20 protein-coding genes, 1 tRNA gene and 1 pseudogene are annotated in these 19,643 nt (G+C 33.6%); 21 read left to right on the top strand and 1 reads right to left on the bottom strand.

Annotated features, from left to right (window positions below; translation table 11 throughout):
* Positions 1–10 precede the first annotated feature (10 nt).
* The 15 genes from SBL15_RS00200 (at position 11) to SBL15_RS00130 (ending at position 16,495) form a co-directional block, all read left to right on the top strand.
* Entirely contained in the window at positions 11–634 is a 624-nt protein-coding gene (locus SBL15_RS00200) for a major tail protein (RefSeq protein ID WP_233643344.1), read from the top strand.
* 20 nt (positions 635–654) lie between these two features.
* A complete protein-coding gene (locus tag SBL15_RS00195; protein ID WP_107637467.1) occupies positions 655–834 on the top strand; it encodes a hypothetical protein in 180 nt (59 codons plus the stop codon).
* A 67-nt stretch (positions 835–901) separates the two neighbouring features.
* On the top strand, positions 902–1,273 hold the full coding sequence (gene gpG, locus SBL15_RS00190) for a phage tail assembly chaperone G (protein ID WP_216729629.1): 372 nt from the start codon (positions 902–904) through the stop codon (positions 1,271–1,273).
* A gap of 59 nt (positions 1,274–1,332) precedes the next feature.
* Positions 1,333–1,476, top strand: a complete 144-nt coding sequence (gpGT, locus tag SBL15_RS00185; RefSeq protein ID WP_302008972.1) for a phage tail assembly chaperone GT — start codon at positions 1,333–1,335, stop codon at positions 1,474–1,476.
* Positions 1,477–1,492: 16 nt separating this feature from the next.
* Positions 1,493–6,694, top strand: a complete 5,202-nt coding sequence (locus SBL15_RS00180) for a phage tail tape measure protein (protein WP_317954778.1) — start codon at positions 1,493–1,495, stop codon at positions 6,692–6,694.
* A gap of 3 nt (positions 6,695–6,697) precedes the next feature.
* Positions 6,698–8,188 (top strand): phage distal tail protein, encoded by a 1,491-nt coding sequence (locus SBL15_RS00175; protein ID WP_317954776.1) that lies wholly within the window; start codon positions 6,698–6,700, stop codon positions 8,186–8,188.
* Positions 8,189–8,203: 15 nt separating this feature from the next.
* The gene (locus SBL15_RS00170) at positions 8,204–13,141 is read left to right on the top strand and encodes a phage tail spike protein (RefSeq protein WP_317954774.1); all 4,938 of its coding nucleotides are present in this window, start codon (positions 8,204–8,206) and stop codon (positions 13,139–13,141) included.
* Positions 13,134–13,289 (top strand): hypothetical protein, encoded by a 156-nt coding sequence (locus tag SBL15_RS00165; protein WP_048668059.1) that lies wholly within the window; start codon positions 13,134–13,136, stop codon positions 13,287–13,289. Before SBL15_RS00170 ends, SBL15_RS00165 begins: the two co-directional genes overlap by 8 nt.
* A 43-nt stretch (positions 13,290–13,332) precedes the next feature.
* Complete coding sequence (locus SBL15_RS00160; protein ID WP_317954771.1) at positions 13,333–13,632, top strand: hypothetical protein; 300 nt, start codon at positions 13,333–13,335, stop codon at positions 13,630–13,632.
* 10 nt (positions 13,633–13,642) lie between these two features.
* A complete protein-coding gene (locus tag SBL15_RS00155) occupies positions 13,643–13,939 on the top strand; it encodes a DUF2951 family protein (RefSeq protein WP_107619697.1) in 297 nt (98 codons plus the stop codon).
* Between the two features lie 137 nt (positions 13,940–14,076).
* Positions 14,077–14,328, top strand: a complete 252-nt coding sequence (locus SBL15_RS00150; RefSeq protein ID WP_107635948.1) for a phage holin — start codon at positions 14,077–14,079, stop codon at positions 14,326–14,328.
* A 10-nt stretch (positions 14,329–14,338) separates the two neighbouring features.
* Entirely contained in the window at positions 14,339–15,802 is a 1,464-nt protein-coding gene (locus SBL15_RS00145; protein WP_317954765.1) for a peptidoglycan DD-metalloendopeptidase family protein, read from the top strand.
* A 187-nt stretch (positions 15,803–15,989) separates the two neighbouring features.
* Complete coding sequence (locus SBL15_RS00140; protein WP_259337590.1) at positions 15,990–16,124, top strand: hypothetical protein; 135 nt, start codon at positions 15,990–15,992, stop codon at positions 16,122–16,124.
* Between the two features lie 67 nt (positions 16,125–16,191).
* Positions 16,192–16,338 carry a hypothetical protein gene (locus SBL15_RS00135; RefSeq protein WP_158260251.1) on the top strand — a complete coding sequence of 49 codons (147 nt, stop codon included), beginning with the start codon at positions 16,192–16,194 and terminating at the stop codon, positions 16,336–16,338.
* Positions 16,310–16,495: a hypothetical protein gene (locus SBL15_RS00130; RefSeq protein ID WP_317954761.1), complete on the top strand. Its 186-nt coding sequence runs from the start codon at positions 16,310–16,312 to the stop codon at positions 16,493–16,495. Before SBL15_RS00135 ends, SBL15_RS00130 begins: the two co-directional genes overlap by 29 nt.
* 485 nt (positions 16,496–16,980) lie before the next feature.
* On the opposite strand, the gene SBL15_RS00125 is transcribed toward SBL15_RS00130, so the two are convergent.
* Positions 16,981–17,054, bottom strand: a tRNA-Arg gene (locus SBL15_RS00125).
* A gap of 833 nt (positions 17,055–17,887) precedes the next feature.
* Here SBL15_RS00125 and SBL15_RS00120 point away from each other — a divergent pair.
* The 6 genes and pseudogenes from SBL15_RS00120 to SBL15_RS00095 all read left to right on the top strand — a co-directional run bounded on the left by SBL15_RS00120 (position 17,888) and on the right by SBL15_RS00095 (position 19,599).
* Positions 17,888–18,022 (top strand): phenol-soluble modulin PSM-beta-3, encoded by a 135-nt coding sequence (locus SBL15_RS00120; RefSeq protein WP_011276028.1) that lies wholly within the window; start codon positions 17,888–17,890, stop codon positions 18,020–18,022.
* A gap of 59 nt (positions 18,023–18,081) precedes the next feature.
* Positions 18,082–18,216, top strand: coding sequence for a phenol-soluble modulin PSM-beta-2 (locus tag SBL15_RS00115; protein ID WP_011276027.1), 135 nt, complete (start codon positions 18,082–18,084; stop codon positions 18,214–18,216).
* 54 nt (positions 18,217–18,270) lie between these two features.
* On the top strand, positions 18,271–18,405 hold the full coding sequence (locus SBL15_RS00110) for a phenol-soluble modulin PSM-beta-3 (RefSeq protein WP_011276028.1): 135 nt from the start codon (positions 18,271–18,273) through the stop codon (positions 18,403–18,405).
* A 56-nt stretch (positions 18,406–18,461) separates the two neighbouring features.
* Complete coding sequence (locus SBL15_RS00105) at positions 18,462–18,596, top strand: phenol-soluble modulin PSM-beta-2 (protein WP_011276027.1); 135 nt, start codon at positions 18,462–18,464, stop codon at positions 18,594–18,596.
* A 64-nt stretch (positions 18,597–18,660) separates the two neighbouring features.
* Positions 18,661–18,795, top strand: a complete 135-nt coding sequence (locus SBL15_RS00100) for a phenol-soluble modulin PSM-beta-1 (RefSeq protein ID WP_037536258.1) — start codon at positions 18,661–18,663, stop codon at positions 18,793–18,795.
* A gap of 110 nt (positions 18,796–18,905) precedes the next feature.
* A pseudogene (locus SBL15_RS00095) lies at positions 18,906–19,599 on the top strand (YjjG family noncanonical pyrimidine nucleotidase).
* The last annotated feature ends 44 nt before the right edge of the window (positions 19,600–19,643 follow it).

Raw genomic sequence — 19,643 nt, 5'->3', positions numbered from 1 at the left:
GGAATTACGAATGGCAAAAAAATATAATTCATTTACAGGTATTACAGGATTTTACTATATGCCTTTAAATTCAGAGAAGGTTTCAGGTGTAACAGATCCTGAGCGTATTAAATATTTACAAGAAATTCAGGTATCAAAAGAACAATCTATTGAAAAAGCATATGGGGATAATAGTGTTGCTGAATTAGCCGTTTCAAATGGGACTGTTGAATTAGAATCTACATTCCACCACTTACCGATTGAAGATAGAGAAGTGTTGTTCGGTTTAGATAAATCTGATGATGGTGTGATTGGTGTAGGTAATAATACACCACCATATGTAGCAGTTATCTTTGAAAAAACGACAGAAACTGGCGCGTCTGAATATGTTGGATTGCTTAAAGGTATGTTCACATTCCCTGAAGTTAGTGGACAAACTAAAGAAGATGGTGTCGAATTCTCTCAAGATCAATCTACAGCTGAGTTCATGCCTGCAGAAGTTGAAGGCTTTGATAAAGAACAAACAATGCTTCTAGGTCGTGATGAAAAAGGTGTAACTGTTATGCGTGATGCTATTTGGCAAAAAGTTTTCGGTAAACCACACCCTAATGCGACTGTTTCCGAGGAACCAAGTTCATCTGACCTTGGTGCATAATTCAAAGGAGGAATTCGTTAATGGCTAAATATCAAGTGTTAAAAACTTTTAAAGATTTGCAAGACAACGATAAATTATATGAAAAAGGTAAGACATTTCCACGTCCTGCGAACAAAAAAATTGACGAAGAACGTATTCTTGAGCTTTCTTCAAGCGACAATCGTCAACGTAAACCATTGATTAAAAAGATTGAAGACTAATTTCGAGGGCTATATGCCCTCTTTTTATTTGCAAATAAAAATCATTATATTAAAAGGAGTTTTACAAATGGCTAAAAAAATTAATTTCATTAAATTAGTAGCATTAGATAAAGAAGGTAATGTTAAGGAAGATAAAAACGGAAATTTCGAGGTTGAGACATATTTCACGCCTAATTTTATTCCGTTCCGTAAAATTTATGAAGCGACTGATATTATGGAGGGAACTTCTGAAGATGGTAGTGAATTAACAGAAAAAGAAATGTTTAAACGTATGACTGACTTTGTTGTTGATGTGTATAACAATCAATTTACTAGTGATGATTTGTTAGATCGTTTGCATGCTCCTGATGCAATTGAAGAGATTAGATCACAAATTCAATTTATTGCTCAGGGTGAAATGGACGAACAGAGAAAAAAGCAGTTAGCGAAGATGATATAAATAATAAAGTGATTACATGGGCAGAACATAAGCAAAATTTAAAAAAAGTAGCATATGACATGATGAAAGAGGGCGGTAAAGATATCAACGATATCTTGGACATGCCCTTTTCTTTTTTTATGGATGTTATTGAAGATGGTAGGAAGCCAACCAAATCAGTTGATAAAAAAGACAGCATGTTAGACGCATTCACCAATTTATAAGTAAGGAGGTGGAAATATGGCAGAAAGAATTAAAGGTTTGCAGATTGACCTATCTATGCAGGATATGGGCATTGGCTCGACATTAGCTGGCATTAGGCGCAGCTTTAGACAATTGAATTCTGACTTGAAATTATCGAGTAACAACTTTAAATACTCAGAAAAGTCTATGACAAGTTATAAAAATAGAATTCGTGAGCTAGATGCTGCGACTAAGCAACAGAGGAATAATGTTAAAGAACTGCGTAATCAATATATGCAGACTGCGAAAGAGCAAGGTGCAAATAGCGCAAAAGCGGTTAGATTAAGAACTGAATATAATAAACAAGCTGATACATTAAATAGACTCGAACACGAGCTAGACCAAACTGTAGATGGTTTCAAAAGGTTTCAAAAAGAAGCGCAAGAAGCAGCTAGAGTCTCTAATAGTAGTTTTGGTCGATTAGGTCAAAAGTTTACTGATATCGGACCTAAACTTACTAGCGTTGGAGCAACAATGAAAAGCGTTGGTCGTTCCATGTCTATGTATGTGACGGCACCAGTAGTAGCCGGTTTTGGTCTAGCGGCTAAGAAAAGCATAGATTTTGATGACTCAATGCGTAAGGTAAAAGCAACATCTGGCGCAACTAGTGGAGAGTTTCAACAATTAAGAGATAAAGCACTAGAAATGGGAGCTAAAACTAAGTTTAGTGCATCCGAATCAGCAGAAGCTCTTAACTACATGGCCTTGGCCGGATGGGATACCAAAGATATGCTAGGTGGTATCGATGGTGTCATGCAGTTAGCAGCTGCATCAGGTGAAGATTTAGGAGCTGTATCAGACATTGTTACAGACTCATTAACAGCATTTGGTTTAAAAGCAAAAGACAGTGGACGGTTTGCAGATGTATTAGCACAGACAAGTTCTAAAGCTAATACAGATGTACGTGGTTTAGGCGAAGCGTTTAAATATGCTGCTCCGGTTGCAGGCGCGTTGGGATATACTGTGGAAGATACATCAATAGCTATTGGCCTTATGAGTAATGCTGGGATAAAAGGTGAAAAAGCCGGTACAGCATTACGTACAATGTTCACTAACTTGGCCAAACCAACAAAAGCTATGAAAGATAAAATGGAAGAGTTAGGTATATCTATAACAGACAGTAACGGTAAAATGCTACCTATGCGAGATGTAATGGGGCAGTTGCGTGATAAATTTAAAGGCTTATCAAAAGACCAACAAGCAAGTGCGGCAGCTACTATATTTGGTAAAGAAGCAATGAGTGGTGCCTTAGCTGTCATCAATGCTTCAGATGAGGATTACAAAAAATTGACTAAGTCTATTGATAACTCAACAGGTGCTGCTAAACGTATGAGCGACGAAATGGAAGGTGGCATCGGAGGTTCGATTCGAAAAATGAAGTCAGCTATCGAATCAATGGCAATTAGTATAGGTGATGTTCTAGCACCTCATATACGTAAAGCTGCTGATTTTCTTGCAATATTAGCTGATAAGTTTACAAAAATGCCTGGTTGGGTGAAAACAGGAGTAGTAGGATTAGGTATATTCGCTGCAGCTTTAGGGCCTTTAATCTTAACCACAGGTGCGTTTACCGCAGCACTAGGAAGTATTATGACTACAATAGGTCCTGTGATGACAGGTATCACAAAAGCTGGCGGTTTAATGAATTTCCTAGGAACTAAAGCCCCGTTTGCTGCTAAAGGGTTAACTTTAGTAGGTGGCGCATTTAAATTCATGCTTGGACCAGTAGGATTAGCGATAACTGCAATAGTAGCAATCGGTACAGCTTTTGTAGTTGCTTATAAAAAATCTGAGACATTTAGAAATATTGTTCATACAGTCATAGATCCGGTCGTGAATGCATTAAAAAACCTTTGGAATACAGCTGAAGTAGTGTTCAATGCGTTGAAGAATCTATTTTCAGGAAACACTTTACCTACTGTAGACATTCTTTCAAAAATTATGCCTAAAGCCACAGCTATTAAAGTAACGGCAACTTTAATGCAAATTAGACAAGTATTTATTGATGTATTCAATGCCATTTGGCAATTTGGTCAGGATATAGGACTCAAGTTAGGTCAGTTCTGGAATCAAAATGGCGCTACTATCATGCAGGCTGTAACTAATATCTGGAATACGATTGTTACAGTATTCACTGAAGTTAAAAACTTTTTATGGCCGATACTACAAGAATTAGGTGGCGTTGTAAAAACGGTGTTTATGAATGTGATTGTTCCTGCAGTCAAAATAGGTATGCAGATTATCTGGGGAGTCATGAAATTTTTATGGCCGTTAATCAAGACTTTAGTAGTTGATACTTGGAATAATATTAAAAATATTATCAACGGGGCTTTGGACATTATATTAGGTATCGTAAAAATATTCAGTGGATTATTTACAGGACAATGGAAACAAGTTTGGAACGGTATAAAACAAGTGTTCAGTGGAGCATTGACGCTTATATGGAATCTTATCCAACTTTGGCTTATCGGCAAAATACTCAAAGTTGTTAAAATATTTGGTGGATTTTTCAAAAGTATAATTAGTAAGGCGTTTAATGGTGTTAAAAGTGTAATCGGAACCGTACTGAAGTTTATATGGTCTATTATTAGTACTATCTTTAAGAGAATACTTTCAATAACGCGTTCTATTTTTGGTGCTGTATTGAAATTTATACGTTTTATTTTTAATAGTATTAAAAATTTCATTTCAAAAACTGTGAAAGCAGTATATAACAATGTGAAGAAATGGTTTACATCAGTATGGAATGTTACGAAAGCCATATTTGGAAAATTAAAAAATTGGGTCATTAAATTATGGACTTCTTTAAAAAATAAAATAGTTAGCGTTGCCAAATCTTTATATAATAGTGTTAAATCGCGTTGGAATGCGCTTTGGAACACGACTAAGTCTATCTTTTCAAAGCTCAAGAATTGGGCGATAAAAACGTGGAACGGATTAAAAAATAAAATTATTAGTATCGTGAAATCTTTGTGGAACGGTGTGAAAAATCGCTGGAATGCACTCTGGAGTGTAACGAAATCTATATTTAATAGACTGAAAAATTGGGTTGTAAAACTTTGGAGTTCTTTAAAAAACAAAGTAGTAGGTTTAGCAAAAAGCTTGTGGAACGGTGTGAAAAGTAGATGGACAGCCTTGTGGAATGGTACAAAATCTATTTTTAACAGGGTTAAAAATTTCATGACGAACACATGGACTAAAATCAAATCGTCTGTTGTTAATATTGTAAAATCTCTATGGTCTAAAGTTAGAGGTACATTTAACAATATGAATAATGGTCTTAAAAATATCATTGGTAAGATTAAAAATCATATCGGTGGAATGGTTAGTGCAATTAAAAAAGGTTTGAATGGACTGATTAAAGGATTGAATTGGGTAGGTTCTAAATTAAGCTTACCTAAGATACCCGAATTATCTACCGGTACTCAAAGAATCAATCGTCACATTACTACCACTTCAGATGGTCGACTAAAACAAGGTACGATGGCAGTCGTTGGAGATAAAGGTCCAGGTAATGGAAGAGGTATTGATGGTAGACGCGAATTAATCCAATATCCAAATGGACGTACTGCGTTAACACCCGCAAAAGATACTACTACATTTTTACCTAGAGGATCACGTGTTATTAGTGGTGGAATGCGACAAAAATATGAAGAAGCTGAAGGTGCAGGCATGTCACCTCGGTTTAGCACAGGTACATTGCCTAGATTGAGTATAGGTACTTGGTTTGGTAATGCTAAAGATTGGGTTGGAGATAAACTTAAAGGTGCCGGTAAGGCTGTTGGTAATAGTGCAAAGTGGCTTTCTGAAAAGATCGGGGATGTCATGGACTACATGGACAATCCAGGAAAATTACTTAACAAAGTGCTTTCCATGATGGGCGTTGACTTTAGTTCTCTCACAAAAGGTATGGGAATCGTAGGAGATATTACACGTGCTGCATGGAAAAAAATTAAAAAAGGAGCACTAGATTGGATTAAAGGTGGTTTCGAAGCTCAAGCAGGAGATGGTTCTGTTTTCGACGGTTTTAAAATATTACAACCTTATTCAGCACCACCTAAAGCACCTAACCCGAATTATCCATTTAATGGTGGAGTTCATCATGGTGTAGATTATGATACACCTACTGGAACGCCAATACGTACACCGATGGCTGGTCGTGTTAGAAGTTGGTACGATAATTATGGTGGCGGTAAAGCTATCACAGTTCAGAAAGGTAAAACATTCTTATGGTTTATGCATTTGAGCGAACAGTTACGCAAAACTGGTGAACAAATTAAAGCAGGACAACTAATTGGTAAATCAGGTAATACAGGTTCTATGACAAACTATCGTCATCTACACTTCCAGGTCAACCAAGGGGGAGAAGGTAATAGATTCTCAAAAGACCCAATTCCATGGTTACGCAAAAATGATAAAACAGGCAATGGTAAAGGTTACCCTTCAGGAAGTGGTGCAGCATACGCAAGTAGAGTGATTAAACAAGCACAAAACATATTAGGTGGTCGCTATAAATCTAGATATATTCATGATGCTATGATGAGACTGGCCAAACGTGAATCTAATTACCAACCGAATGCAGTTAACAATTGGGATATAAATGCTCAACGTGGTACGCCATCTAAAGGCTTATTCCAAATGATTCAACCGTCGTTTATGGCTAATGCAAAACCAGGATATACAAACTTTAACAATCCGGTACACCAAGGTGTATCAGCATTACAATACATCGTTAGAAGATATGGTTGGGGTGGCTTTAATCGTGCTGCAGCTTATGCATATAAAACAGGTGGCCTAATCAAAAATGCAGGTTGGTACAACCTTGCAGAAGGTGGCTATCCTGAATGGATTATTCCTACTGACCCTAATAGAAGAACAGACGCGATGAAATTGTTAGCACTTGCTGCAAAAGACATTGAAGGTAGAAAAACATCAGGCAATAAACGACCAAGTAATTTTAGTAATAGAATTACCTCATCAAGTAGTAATGATGCAGAAATGCTAATGAAGATGATTGAGTTACAACAACAACAAATCAACGTTCTTGCTGAAATAGCTAGAACTAATAAAGATATTGCGGATAAAGATTTCGAGCCAATCATTGATCAATATGCACATGAAAAACAAGTATTCAATTCAATTGATAAATACAGCAGACAAAAATCAAGAAAAGTAAAATTCAATCCAGTGGGAGGTTAAAGGATGCTTGATACTATAAAAGTAAATGACAAAACACTTCCATGGTTGATAGTAGAAAGAGGGTTTGAAATACCCTCTTTTAATTTTGAAATTGAAACTGAAGAAATTTCAGGGAGACCTGGAAGTATTGTTAAAAATAGAAGGTTAAAAGAATATAGATTTGAATTACCGCTTATAATTCGTAATGATTATTTATCTCCAGGTGGAATGAAGAAAGTAAACGATGTGTTAAATGAAGTCGTTAAGTTTTTTGATTATGATAAAGCAATTAAATTACAGTTCACATCTCAAAATTGGTACTGGAACGCCTATATAGAAGGACCTATTGATTTAAATAAAGATAGAATAGGTTTTTGGTCTTTTAAAATTAATGTTGTTTTAGCAGACCCCTACAAATACGCAGTTGAAGGCACAAAAAACACGGCAATATCTGACCAAGTATCAGTAGTAAGTACAGGAACAGCAGATAGTCCAATCATCGTACAAGCAACAGCGTTAAAGAATGCGAGTTACTTCTCTATTACGAAGAATAACGAAGATTATTTCATGATAGGCGATGATGATTTAGATAAGAAAGTCGAAGATTATACACCGACTTTATTTAATGATGAGATGCGTTCTTTCTTCGGATGGACTAAAGTTACTAACGGTACTATTAACGACAATGTAACTGGCGGAACAGTTGGTGGTGCTATGGCAATGAGTTCTTCGAAAGATGCTTTTATGCTTGATGAAAGTAGCATTACAGGTACAAGTGGATGGAATGGTGCAGAATATAAGCATTCATTCGGTAAAAGTACTCAAGATTTTAGTTCGACAATTAAAATACATGTTAATCAAGGTAAAAAAGGTGCAACACATGCAACTCAATATATATATGACACAGATAACCGTGTGATTGCTTCTATTGGTTATAGCAACCCTAGGGCAACACAAAATATAGGCACAATACATGTGACATTATTCGACCAAAACGGTAATCAAAAGAAAATATACAGTTATACAAACGCACCTAAGTTTTACACATGGAAACATATAGTAATTTATATGCGTTTAAAACGTATTGGAGATAAGTTTTATATAAAAACATGGAAATATGATGAAGTGGACTATCCTAAACGAATAACTCCAGTAGATGTTACAGAAAAGGTGTTTATTGACGCAGGAAACTTCTATCAACGACCTATATCAGCAGTAAGTATCTACATTGCTAAGAACGGTAATAATTATCATATGCCAACAACGATATTAGGTAGTTATAATCATGAGATTTTACCTAAACCACCTAAAGCAAGAGATTTGATCATTAAAAAAGGTGATTTAATTAATATTAATATGGAAGAAAAGACGGTAACAATTAACGAAGAACCTGCACTTGATTTAAAAACATTTGGTAGTGACTTCTTCAACATAAATAAAGGGATGAATGAGTGTATGATTTATCCTGAAAACACATATGATACCACAGTATATTGGCAAGACAGATATTTATAGATTGGAGGTGGGAAAGTGAAAAATGTAGGAATACATGTACTTGATTTTAATGACAATATTATTGATTTTATTAGCCAAAGTGATGGTGCATTGATTAACGCTGAAATGAGTATGAATGTAGAAGAAAAAACAGAAACTTTTGATTTTACAATTGAAAATACTCGAGCAGAGAAATTAAGAGAACGTAATCGTATTATTGCTCAAGACAATAACGGTACATTCAGAGAGTTTATCATCATCCACATTACAGATAATTTTGACGGTACAACCGAAATCGAATGTAATGCAAGTTACTTAGAAGATTTGAAAACAGCTAAACCCATTAAACCTGGTAAATTTGAAGCACATACAACAACACAAGCGTTACTCAAAATACTTGCTGATACAGGTTGGGAAGTGTCTGATGATACAGAATATGGTGGCAACAGAACAACATCATGGACTTCTCATACTAATCCGTTTGATTTAATTTACATGCTTTGTACTACTTATAGTATGGTCCCTGAATTCTATATTGAGTTAAGCGCACATACTGTTGAACATCGTTATGTATCAATCACCAAACCTAAAAACTTATTCAAAGGTAAGGAAATCACTAAAGGTAAAGACTTAACAGGTATGACAAGAACGATTGATCTATCTGAAGTCAAAACTGCTTTACTTGCAGTAGGTCCTGAAAAAGAAGATGGCTCAAGAATTGAAACTGTTGTAGTAGATGATGAAGCACAAGAGATTTTTGGACTTCCTAATCGTTACATTTGGGATGTATATGAACCTGAAAGTAATGATGAGAACATGACACTTGAACGTTTAACCACTCTTGCTAAAACAGAACTCAACAAACGTAATCAAGCAGCAATTAGTTATGAAGTCTCATCTTTAGATATTCATAAATATTATAACGATGTAACAGTACATCTAAGAGATATTGTAAGAGTTAAAGATAGAGATTTCAGACCACCTTTATATATAGAAGCAGAAGTTATCGGTATTAAGTACAACTGGTTAGCAGATGAAAGTGAATTTACGTTTGGTAACGTTATTGAATATGAAGAAACGAAGTTAAGAGAATTCTTTAACAAAAGATTAGATGAAATTACTAAAAAAATGAATGACAACTTCTCAAACGTTCATACGATTGTGAGTGACGTTGTAGCTGGGGAAATGGAATATTATGAACGTAAGATATTCAAAGGTACAGAACCACCAGAAAACCCACAAAACGATACATTATGGTATGATACGTCAAATCCTGATGTTGCAGTATTACGTCGTTACTGGAATGGCGAATGGATCACTCAAACAGCTGATGATGTAGAAAAAATCGGTGGTTTAAGACGTGAGCAAGTGATGTATCGAGATTTAAATAATAGTTTCATCAATTTAACTATCCAACACAGTAAGTTACAAAATGATGTATATGATGTATTAAATAGTGAATACCTTGTCGATGATGATTTGAAAACAAACTTAAATCAAGCATTACTAGATTTAGATAGTGTATATCAAAACATCAAAGCAAATTTAAATAGTATGGATGAAGAGACAGCAACGATAGGTAAGTTGGTTGACACTCAAACTTTATTTACAGTGTATCGAGAAAAGTTACAAACATTATATAAATATGTTACTGAGGCTAAAATTTCTATTGATAGACGTTTAAAGTTACTTCAATCACAGTACACTGATGAGAAATTTAATGACGCAATGGATAAAATAGCACAAACGTTACCTAATGGTCGTTGGGATAGTGAAAATCAACAATTATATGCTGATGTTCCTAATAAATCAGAGCTTAGTGATTTAAGACATTCATTACAAGAATATGCTGATGGAAAAATTCAAGAATTGAATACTGTTTTAGGGAAAGAAATTGATAGTAAAATTAAAAATACTAAAGATGAAATTAGTGCAAATATCAGTAGCGTTGAGCGTAAGATAGATGGTATTGAAGTCGGTGGAAGAAACTTAGTTTTAAAAAGTGATGTGCCATATTCTAATTCAAGTTATTTAATTGCTAATTACACACTTTCTAAACCACTTGAAGTCGGAAAGGTGTACACAATCACAGTAAAAGGCAATGTAGAAAATTCCAACGGTGGTTTAGCGATTTTACGTGATAACGGTAGATACTTTATAACATCAAACGCAGATAAGATTTCAGATGAACTATATAAAGTGACATTTGAAGCAAAAAACGACACATTCATCACAGATAATATTAGCTTATATAACTATCCGAGAGATACCCAAGTAAAATCAAATATCGAGTGGGTAAAGTTAGAAGAAGGTAATATGCCAACCGATTGGATGCCAGCACCGGAAGATATTCAACGATTAATAACACAATCTAAACAAGAAGCAGAAGAAGCGGCAAAAGCATATGCAAAAGCTCAAGACGAAGTAAGACAAACAGAATCAAACGCTTATGCAGATGGTATTGTGTCTGATGAAGAACAAAGAGCAATAGCTGACGCCATAGCAAAACGTGATGAAGCAAAAGAATACGCAGAACAAAAATCGCATGAAGCTCAAGAAATGGCAAATAAAAACACAAATAATTTGCTCAAACCTATTAATTCAAGAGTAATAAAAAATGAAGCTGACATAAAAGCATTAGATGGACAAATCAATCTAATGGCTAAAAGTGAAGATGTATCACAAAAACTACAAAATATAAATGGTCGTCTAACACCACTTGAAACAGATGTGAAAAGCAATAAAGCAACGCTTGATATTTTACCTACACAAATTGACAGTAAGGTATCAAAACAAGATTACACTTTGGATAAAAATAATATAGTTCAACGCTTAGATAGTGCTGATAGCGAAAGAAAACAACTTTCAAATGAAATCACTGATAAAGTTACTTTAACTAAATTTGAGAGTGGTATTTCTGACGCTAAATATTATACAGATAACCAAGTAAATAATTTAAGTATTGGTGGTCGTAATTTACTTGCAGATACGTCAGGACCTTTTACAGAAAACTCTTATTTAATCAAAGAATTTCCAATTGTAGATAAATTAGAACCAGGAGATATAGTTACAATTTCTATTAAAGGTGATTTAGGTGATAATAGAACAGCATTCTTAATTTACAATACTAATTCTATGGTAAAAATTGGAGATCTAAACAATTCAGATAAAAATAATAGTGATGTATTTATTAAGACTTTTGAATGGGTTGATAAAAGATGGGACGGTTCTAATAAAGTAGACAGCTCATCTCTAAGGATATATCAATACCCTAATAGTGCAACTTCTTTCTCTACTATTGAATGGATAAAACTTGAAAAAGGTAATAAAGCGACTGATTGGACACCAGCTAACGAAGATGTTAAAAAAGACATACAACAAGCTGAAACAAACGCTAAAAATTACACAGACGATTATAAACGATCTAATGATGTAGCCATGACTAAACTAGAAACATCAATCACTCAAAATGGCGATAAAATAGCGTTAAAAGTTGATGAACAAAAATTTAATGCAAGTCAAAAAACACTATCACAAGTTATTTCAGAAATATCGGCCACAACTAAGGGGATAAATTTAAGTTACGATGAAAACGGTAATATTCAATCTTACACAATGGATAGAAACGGTATTCAACTTAGAGGCGATAAAGTAGATATTACAGTCAATAAAGACTTCAACGTTATGGCAAGTAGAGTTGATGATAAAGTTGGTAAAAATGAAATTATAAACCGTTTAAATTTAAGTCCAGAAGGCTTAGACATTGATGTAAACAAAGTTGGCATACGCGGTGGCGACAGTACGAATTATATTTATTTAAGTCAAGATAAAATCGAAATGGCTGGTACGTTCCAACGTACTTTTAGAGGAAACACTCAAAAAGATAATGTATTTATGCGAGCGCAAGGAGGTTATTTACGATTTAGAAACAATAACCAAAACCGTTCGCTTTATTATTCTGACTTTGGTATATCAACATATATAGACGGAGATAGTAGCGAGGCGTCTGGTACATTACAATTCTTTGATTATACTTATTCGCCTACTAACAGTGTTAGAGGTGTAACGCTAAATAGTGCGGGTGGTGCAATCGCCTTAAATTCTGAACGCAACCGTATTGTGTTAGACGCCAATGCCACTGTAAACATTGAGAGTAAAACAAGTTCCGTTTATATTAGACCAATGAAAAACAATCGTGCAGGTACAAATGAATTTAGATTTTGGACTAAACTGAATGACAGCGTCGCAGATACAGACGGCGTTTTATCTTATGGAACAATAACTGAATTAGTAGAAAAAGCGCCAGCGTCTTATAGTTTTGGTTCTGGAATACGATTTGATAAATCGCCTAAATCAAGATACATCTACGCAACTGATAAAGACGGTAATATTGGTACTGGAGATTTTTATGCTCGTAATTTATTAGGAGATTGGTGGGCTAAAAATAACAATTTATATGCCTTAGTAGACCCGGAAGAAGGCAAACTAAGAATAACTGATTATAATGGATATAATAATGGAAGCCCTAAATACAAAGATTTGCAGTGCGACGATATACAAGCAAATTCAGTTCGTGTAAATGGTGGAAAAAACTTTTATATTGGAGTATCTACCAATGAACTATGGGTAACTAACAACTTACGTTATAACGGTGGAAATACAGGGTTCAAACCAGTCAGAGCAAGTGACTTTATAAAAGCGTCTAGTGCTGAATTTAAGCATGATATTAAAAAATGGGACTATGACGCATTAAATGTTATTTCTAACGAATTACAGTTATATAGTTACAAATACAACGATGATGAAAAGGAAACAATACATCACGGACCAGTAATTGGCGACGGCTACGACATTCCAGTAGAATTTGTTTTTAATAGTGGTGTGAATACTAATGAAATGCTATCTTGGGCATTAAGAGCAATACAACAATTAAACGAAAAAATTAATACGCTGGAGGAACAATTAAATGAATAATCAATTACAAGCTAACCCTAATTACGTTATTGAGGAGTTAAGTTCACAAAATGCGCAACTAACACAAGAAAATGCAATGTTACGTGCAATCATTAGAGAATATCAAGAACAACAAAATAATGAACAAACAAGTGCTGAAGGAGAGTAACCTTTAGCACTCTTTTTATACCAAATTTTAGGAGGAAATTATCATGGCAAATGAAATCGTAAAAAACACAGAAAGTTATATCTTAGTACAAGTGAATGAAAAAGGAGAAGAAGCTGTTTTAGATAATGATTACAGAGGTCAATTCTATCCAACTAGTAACGTGAATATCGCAACTAAGTTTGACGAATTAGATAAAGTTAAAGCACTTGCTGAACGTTTAAATAGTCTAAACGAATTAAACTATGAATTCGGTATTATTGCTGAAAAAGTGACAGTCAAACCAGTAAAGTTAACAACTTTACTAGAGTACGTGGAAGAAACAACTGAAACTGACGCAGAATAGAGGTGCAAGAATGGAGGATAGTCAAGGACGCGATTATGAAACAAGAATAAAACGGTTAGAAGATAATGACGAAAAGATATTCGCATCTTTGGAACAAATAAAAGATGGGCAACATAATCAAGAACTCATTAATCAAAAAATGAACTTTACCTTAGATAGTATTAATCGAGAGCGTCAAATTGACCAAGAGAACAAAAAAGAGAATAAAAAGAATATCAAAGAAGTAAAAATGTTAACGTTAGGAACGATTTTCACGATCGCCTCTACATTAATAGTTACAATTTTACGTATGGTTTTTGGTATATAAAGGAGGAGAGAACTATGTTGAACTTTGTATTAGGTGCCAACTTTTGGGGCTGTTTTTGGTTTGGTAAATGTAAATAAGGATTAGTTTTAGAGCTGGCGCTATGCGTCGGCTTTTTATCTTGAATAGGAGTGGAAGAAATGGAAAAAGACAAAATCAAACAATATATTTCTCAATTCGGTGGGATGCTTGCACTTTTATATCTAGCATTACAAGCAAGTGGAATTGAAGTAGAGTTTTTAAATCCTGACCATGTGCAACCATGGATAAACTTTTTAATGGTGTTTATCCCAGCATTAATTGGTCTGTATGGTGTGTATAAAAACTCATACATCTTACGTAAAAAGTCACGTGAGCAAGAAAAAGTTTTAAAAGATAACAACTTAAAATAGGAGTGATTAAATGTTAACTGCAATCGATTATTTAACACAAAAAGGTTGGAAAATTAGTTCTGATCCACGTCAATACGACAATTATCCTAATGATTATGGATTTAGAAACTATGTTGAAAATGGTATTAACTATGATGAATTCTGTGGTGGCTATCATAGAGCATTTGATTTATACAATAACTCTACTAACGATATTCCAGCAGTTACAAGTGGTACGGTTATTACGTCTGAAACGCATGGCAATTTCGGTGGAACGATCGAGATTAGAGACGCTAACGGAAACGATTGGATTTATGGCCACTTACAAAGACAATCACTCAAATATAGTGAAGGTGACAAAGTTAATCAAGGCGATATTATCGGTTTGCAGGGTTCAAGTAACTACTATGATAATCCAATGAACGCACATTTACATCTTCAGTTACGTCCTAAAGGCACTAACTTGAAAGATGAAAAGGCAGAAGTATGTAGTGGTATTCCTATTGAAAAATACGATATTTCAAAATTAAACCAAAAACTAGAAAAAGGGAGTAATGTTAAAATGAAAGATATTTATTCATCACATATCAATGGTTCTAAAATCACTAATCGTAAAGCAAGTATTGCAGGAGCAGTTATTCATAACGATTACGGAAGTATGACACCAAGCCAATATTTACCGTGGCTATATGCAAGAGAACAAAACGGTACACATGTAAATGGTTTTGCTAGTGTGTATGTTAATCGTAATGAGCGTTTATGGTATCATCCAACTAACTTTGTTGAATGGCACTGTGCTAACTTTTGGGCAAATAACAACTTAATTGGTTTCGAAGTATGTGAAAGCTATCCAGGACGTATTTCTGATAAGTTATTCCTAGAAAATGAAGAAGCAACATTAAAAACTGTTGCTGAAGTAATGGTATCTTATAACTTACCTATTAATAGAGACACAGTACATTTACACAATGAATATTCTCAAACATCTTGTCCACATAGATCATGGGAAATTCACATTGGTAAAGGACAACCTTACACAAGAAGAAACCAATTAAAATTAATTGACTACTTTATCAGTCGTATTAAGTTTTATGCTAACGGTGGTGAATTAGATACATCTAACGCAGAAGAAGTTACTGAAAAGCATATCGAACAAGAAGTGAAAAAAGAAATCGCTAAACAAGAAGTATTACCTACTGGTTGGAAGAAAAATAAATATGGTACTTACTACAAAGCACAAAAAGGTTCATTCATTAATGGTAATCAACCTATTCAAGCACGTTACGTTGGTCCATTCAGATTGAGAAATAATGAAGCAGGTGATTTACCAGCCAACACTAAAATTGAATATGATGAATTAATGTTACAAGATAAGCATGTATGGGTAGGATATGACAGTTTTGAAGGCGAAAGAATTTATTTACCAGTAGGGACTTGGAACGGTAAAAAACCACCTAAAAACAAAATGAAACAAGTATGGGGAATTTTAAAATAATATGATATAATCAGCAAACATTAACCTATTTGTTTGACACATTTTTGGGGACAAGTTTCGTGCTTGTCCCTGTTTTTTTTATGCAAAATTTTATAGAAAGCTCTTGTATAATAAACATTTGTTTAGTATAATTATATTTGTAAGTTAGTTAATAGCTTACAAACCACCATGAGAGGAGGTGGTTAAATTGGACGACATCATAAAAATGCTGATGCTCATCGTACTTGTTACAGTACAAAGAACACCAGCAATATTAAAACAACTTAGAAAATGGCACCTCGATTATCTTAAAGCCAAGAAAGATAATCAGAAAAATGATTAATCCAACAGGGGCGAAAGCCCCTACCTCTTTTCATGGTTATTATATAACAGATAGGTGATGAATTCAAATGAATATCATTTTTAAAGTAATGCTTATCGTATGTATTTTATTATTGCCCGAAATAATTAAATTTGCAAGAATCCAACATATGAAAAAATTAGGATATAGATATGAAGGTGAAGAACTTGTCAGAATACAAAAAGAAGATAATTGAATTGATTGAAAGTGATATAACAGGATATAAAATATATAAAGCTACTGGTGTATCACAATATGTACTATCACAATTAAGACAAGGTAAGCGTGAAGTTGATAATCTAACTTTGAATACTACAGAAAAGCTATACGCGTACGCATGTAAAGTGTTATAGTAGTGATGAGGAAACAGTGTTTAACACTGGCATACTATCATTTGGTATGTTTTATTATGTGCAGAGGACTTGCTCGCGTTTAACAGTAAGTATCTGACTGCACCGTTTACTTTTAACCACCCACAGATGCCACTGGGTGGTTTTTTTATGTTATAATAAATATCATTAAAGTAAGCTATTGAGATGACAATTAGCTACCGTCTTAGGCCTAAAATTGAAAAGGCTACTCAATTGTTTGCGATTAATCATTAACCGTATCTTAATAGGTACGGTTATTTTTTTATGTTAAAATAATACTTAGCTCGTTCGTATTAAATATTCTAAACCCCGTCGAATTCGACGGGTTATTTTATGTGAGGGACTCGGGTCCCTAAAAAGTCCCTAAAAATTTGTATTATATGGTGTGTTATTAATAAGCAAAATAAAAAGAACCCCGTCGTTATGGGATTCTTAATTTCGAAAAGTGTTTAATTTTCGGTTAATAGCGTCCTGGGAGGGATTCGAACCCCCGACCGATGGCTTAGAAGGCCATTGCTCTATCCAGCTGAGCTACCAGGACATGAATTTTTAACACAAGAATTATTATAGCTAAAGAAACCTTATTTAGCAATAGCTTTAATATAAAAAAAGTTTATATTTTTCACTAATTATGTGTATTTGTAACTCATATCGACTATGTGCAAGTGCAATAACACATAAAGTCGAGCAATTGAATTAATATTTTCAAGCCATATGGACGCAGAAGTAATCAAATGTATAGAACCAATAGGAGACATTATAAGCAACTATGAACAAACTATGAACATCTATGAATGAATAAAGTAATAAATAGATCCTAAGTGTTGAAATAATTCTCATCTACTATTCATATACTCAATCCAATTACTAAATAAAAGTATCATGATAAATAGTGAAATACAGAAATTAATAAAGTTGCAATGATTAACATTACGATTAATTAAATAGTTGAAAAGGACTAGAATATATTCACTTGTCTGTTTAAATAAATGGTTGTATTGAGAATCCTAGACTTGCAATGGATCTACTAGTAGGTTAAAGCGTTTATAAAACAAGGTGAATTTTAAAAAAATATAAAGCCAATGTAAAGTTCTTGTAAACGTTTGCAGAATTGTCAGATTTTGCACAACATATTTGAATGCCTAAGTGTGTTTTATATAATCAAAGGTCTACAGTTTTGATGTCTAATTTATAAGTTAAGAAAGATAGAACGCAAATAGCATAAATCACTATATAGTATAAGTAACAAAACGATAGGTAAACAAAAACTTACCAATTAATCGTTTTTGGTTTTAAGAAATAGCTTAATGTATCTATTGAATTTCATACATTAAGATTTAAATACTTTAAATAAAAAGAAATGGAGCGATTTAAATTTCAAAATTAGTACAAGCAATTTCAGATGCAGTTCAAGCAGGTCAAAACCAAGATTGGGCTAAATTAGGTACAAGCATTGTAGGTATCGTAGAAAACGGTGTTGGCATTTTAGGTAAATTATTCGGATTCTAAGTTTCCACATATAACATTTATTGAAAATATAAATAAACATTATAAAGGAGATAGTAATCATGGAAAAAATCGCAAACGCAGTAAAAAGTGCAATCGAAGCAGGTCAAAACCAAGACTGGACTAAATTAGGTACAAGCATCTTAGATATCGTTTCAAACGGTGTTACAGAATTAAGTAAAATCTTCGGTTTCTAAAACTAAAAGGCAAACAATTTAAATATATAAAATTAAAAGAATGGAGCGATTTAAATGTCAAAATTAGTACAAGCAATTTCAGATGCAGTTCAAGCAGGCCAAAACCAAGACTGGGCTAAATTAGGTACAAGCATTGTAGGTATCGTAGAAAACGGTGTTGGCATTCTAGGTAAATTATTCGGATTCTAAGTTCGACTGATAACATTTTATTAATATAAATAAACAATACAAAGGAGATAATGATCATGGAAAAAATCGCAAACGCAGTAAAGAGTGCAATTGAAGCAGGTCAAAACCAAGACTGGACTAAATTAGGTACAAGTATCTTAGATATCGTTTCAAACGGTGTAACTGAATTAAGTAAAATCTTTGGTTTCTAATTTAACGTTTATTTTAAAACTTAGTTTGAATCATAAAAAAATATAGAGAAATGGAGAGATAAATATGCAAAAATTAGCAGAAGCAATTGCAGCAGCAGTACAAGCAGGACAAGATAAAGACTGGGGTAAAATGGGTACAAGCATCGTAGGTATCGTAGAAAATGGAATCAGTGCTTTAGGTAAAATTTTCGGCTTCTAATTTGAAATTTTAATTATCATGGACCAGGGCAAGCGCTCTGGTCTTTTTTTAATTTATAAATATATTTCTGTTAAAATAGATTTTAGAAAATAAACGTTAAGGATGAAAATATGAAATATAATACAATATTATTAGACTTCGATGATACATTAGTTGATTTTTATGATGCTGAAGATAAAGCTTTTCACAATATGGCCAAACATTATCATCATTACCCAACAGCAGAAGACTTTCAATTTTTTAAACAAATTAATCAGGCACATTGGGAGGCTTTTCAAAAGAATAAACTAACTAAAGAAGAAGTTCTTTCACACAGATTCATTGAATATTTTAATTATTATGGTATTGAAGTGGATGGTAAACAAGCAGATGTTACTTTTAGGGATGAATTAGCAAAAGCACCCATTAAGCATTTTGATTCCACTCTAGAAACGATAGATCGATTAGTTCAAAACAATGAGCTTTATATTGTTACTAATGGTGTTACAGATACTCAAAAAAGACGTATCGCTCAATTACAATTTAAAGACACATTTGATGGTGTATTTATATCAGAGGAAACGGGTTATCAAAAGCCAATGATTGAGTTTTTTTGATTATGTGTTTGAAAAAATTGGTAAGGACAAACGAAAATCTACCATTATTGTAGGTGATTCATTAACTTCAGATGTATTAGGCGGAAAAAATGCGGGAATAGCTACATGCTGGTTTAATGTAAGAAATAAAAAGAATAATTCTGATATAAATCCAGATTACGAAATTAAATCATTGAGTGAATTAGTTGATTTAATTGAAAATGAGTAAAAACATTTTATGCAAAAAGTTGGAGTGGTAAAGATTCTGATAGA

The sequence above is a fragment of the Staphylococcus sp. NWU MKU2 genome (assembly GCF_033283605.1).
GTDB lineage: Bacteria > Bacillota > Bacilli > Staphylococcales > Staphylococcaceae > Staphylococcus > Staphylococcus haemolyticus.
This window is presented reverse-complemented; position numbering and strand designations above follow the sequence as displayed.

Excerpts from the sequence above, each read along its gene's own strand:
- SBL15_RS00175 (WP_317954776.1), top strand. The coding sequence starts at position 6,698 with ATGCTTGATACTATAAAAGTAAATGACAAAACACTTCCATGGTTGATA.
- SBL15_RS00105 (WP_011276027.1), top strand. The coding sequence starts at position 18,462 with ATGGAAAAAATCGCAAACGCAGTAAAGAGTGCAATTGAAGCAGGTCAA.
- SBL15_RS00100 (WP_037536258.1), top strand. The coding sequence starts at position 18,661 with ATGCAAAAATTAGCAGAAGCAATTGCAGCAGCAGTACAAGCAGGACAA.
- SBL15_RS00165 (WP_048668059.1), top strand. The coding sequence starts at position 13,134 with ATGAATAATCAATTACAAGCTAACCCTAATTACGTTATTGAGGAGTTA.
- gpG (WP_216729629.1), top strand. The coding sequence starts at position 902 with ATGGCTAAAAAAATTAATTTCATTAAATTAGTAGCATTAGATAAAGAA.
- SBL15_RS00200 (WP_233643344.1), top strand. The coding sequence starts at position 11 with ATGGCAAAAAAATATAATTCATTTACAGGTATTACAGGATTTTACTAT.
- SBL15_RS00195 (WP_107637467.1), top strand. The coding sequence starts at position 655 with ATGGCTAAATATCAAGTGTTAAAAACTTTTAAAGATTTGCAAGACAAC.
- SBL15_RS00180 (WP_317954778.1), top strand. The coding sequence starts at position 1,493 with ATGGCAGAAAGAATTAAAGGTTTGCAGATTGACCTATCTATGCAGGAT.
- SBL15_RS00115 (WP_011276027.1), top strand. The coding sequence starts at position 18,082 with ATGGAAAAAATCGCAAACGCAGTAAAAAGTGCAATCGAAGCAGGTCAA.
- SBL15_RS00150 (WP_107635948.1), top strand. The coding sequence starts at position 14,077 with ATGGAAAAAGACAAAATCAAACAATATATTTCTCAATTCGGTGGGATG.
- SBL15_RS00135 (WP_158260251.1), top strand. The coding sequence starts at position 16,192 with ATGAATATCATTTTTAAAGTAATGCTTATCGTATGTATTTTATTATTG.
- SBL15_RS00110 (WP_011276028.1), top strand. The coding sequence starts at position 18,271 with ATGTCAAAATTAGTACAAGCAATTTCAGATGCAGTTCAAGCAGGCCAA.
- SBL15_RS00160 (WP_317954771.1), top strand. The coding sequence starts at position 13,333 with ATGGCAAATGAAATCGTAAAAAACACAGAAAGTTATATCTTAGTACAA.
- SBL15_RS00145 (WP_317954765.1), top strand. The coding sequence starts at position 14,339 with ATGTTAACTGCAATCGATTATTTAACACAAAAAGGTTGGAAAATTAGT.
- SBL15_RS00155 (WP_107619697.1), top strand. The coding sequence starts at position 13,643 with ATGGAGGATAGTCAAGGACGCGATTATGAAACAAGAATAAAACGGTTA.
- gpGT (WP_302008972.1), top strand. The coding sequence starts at position 1,333 with ATGATGAAAGAGGGCGGTAAAGATATCAACGATATCTTGGACATGCCC.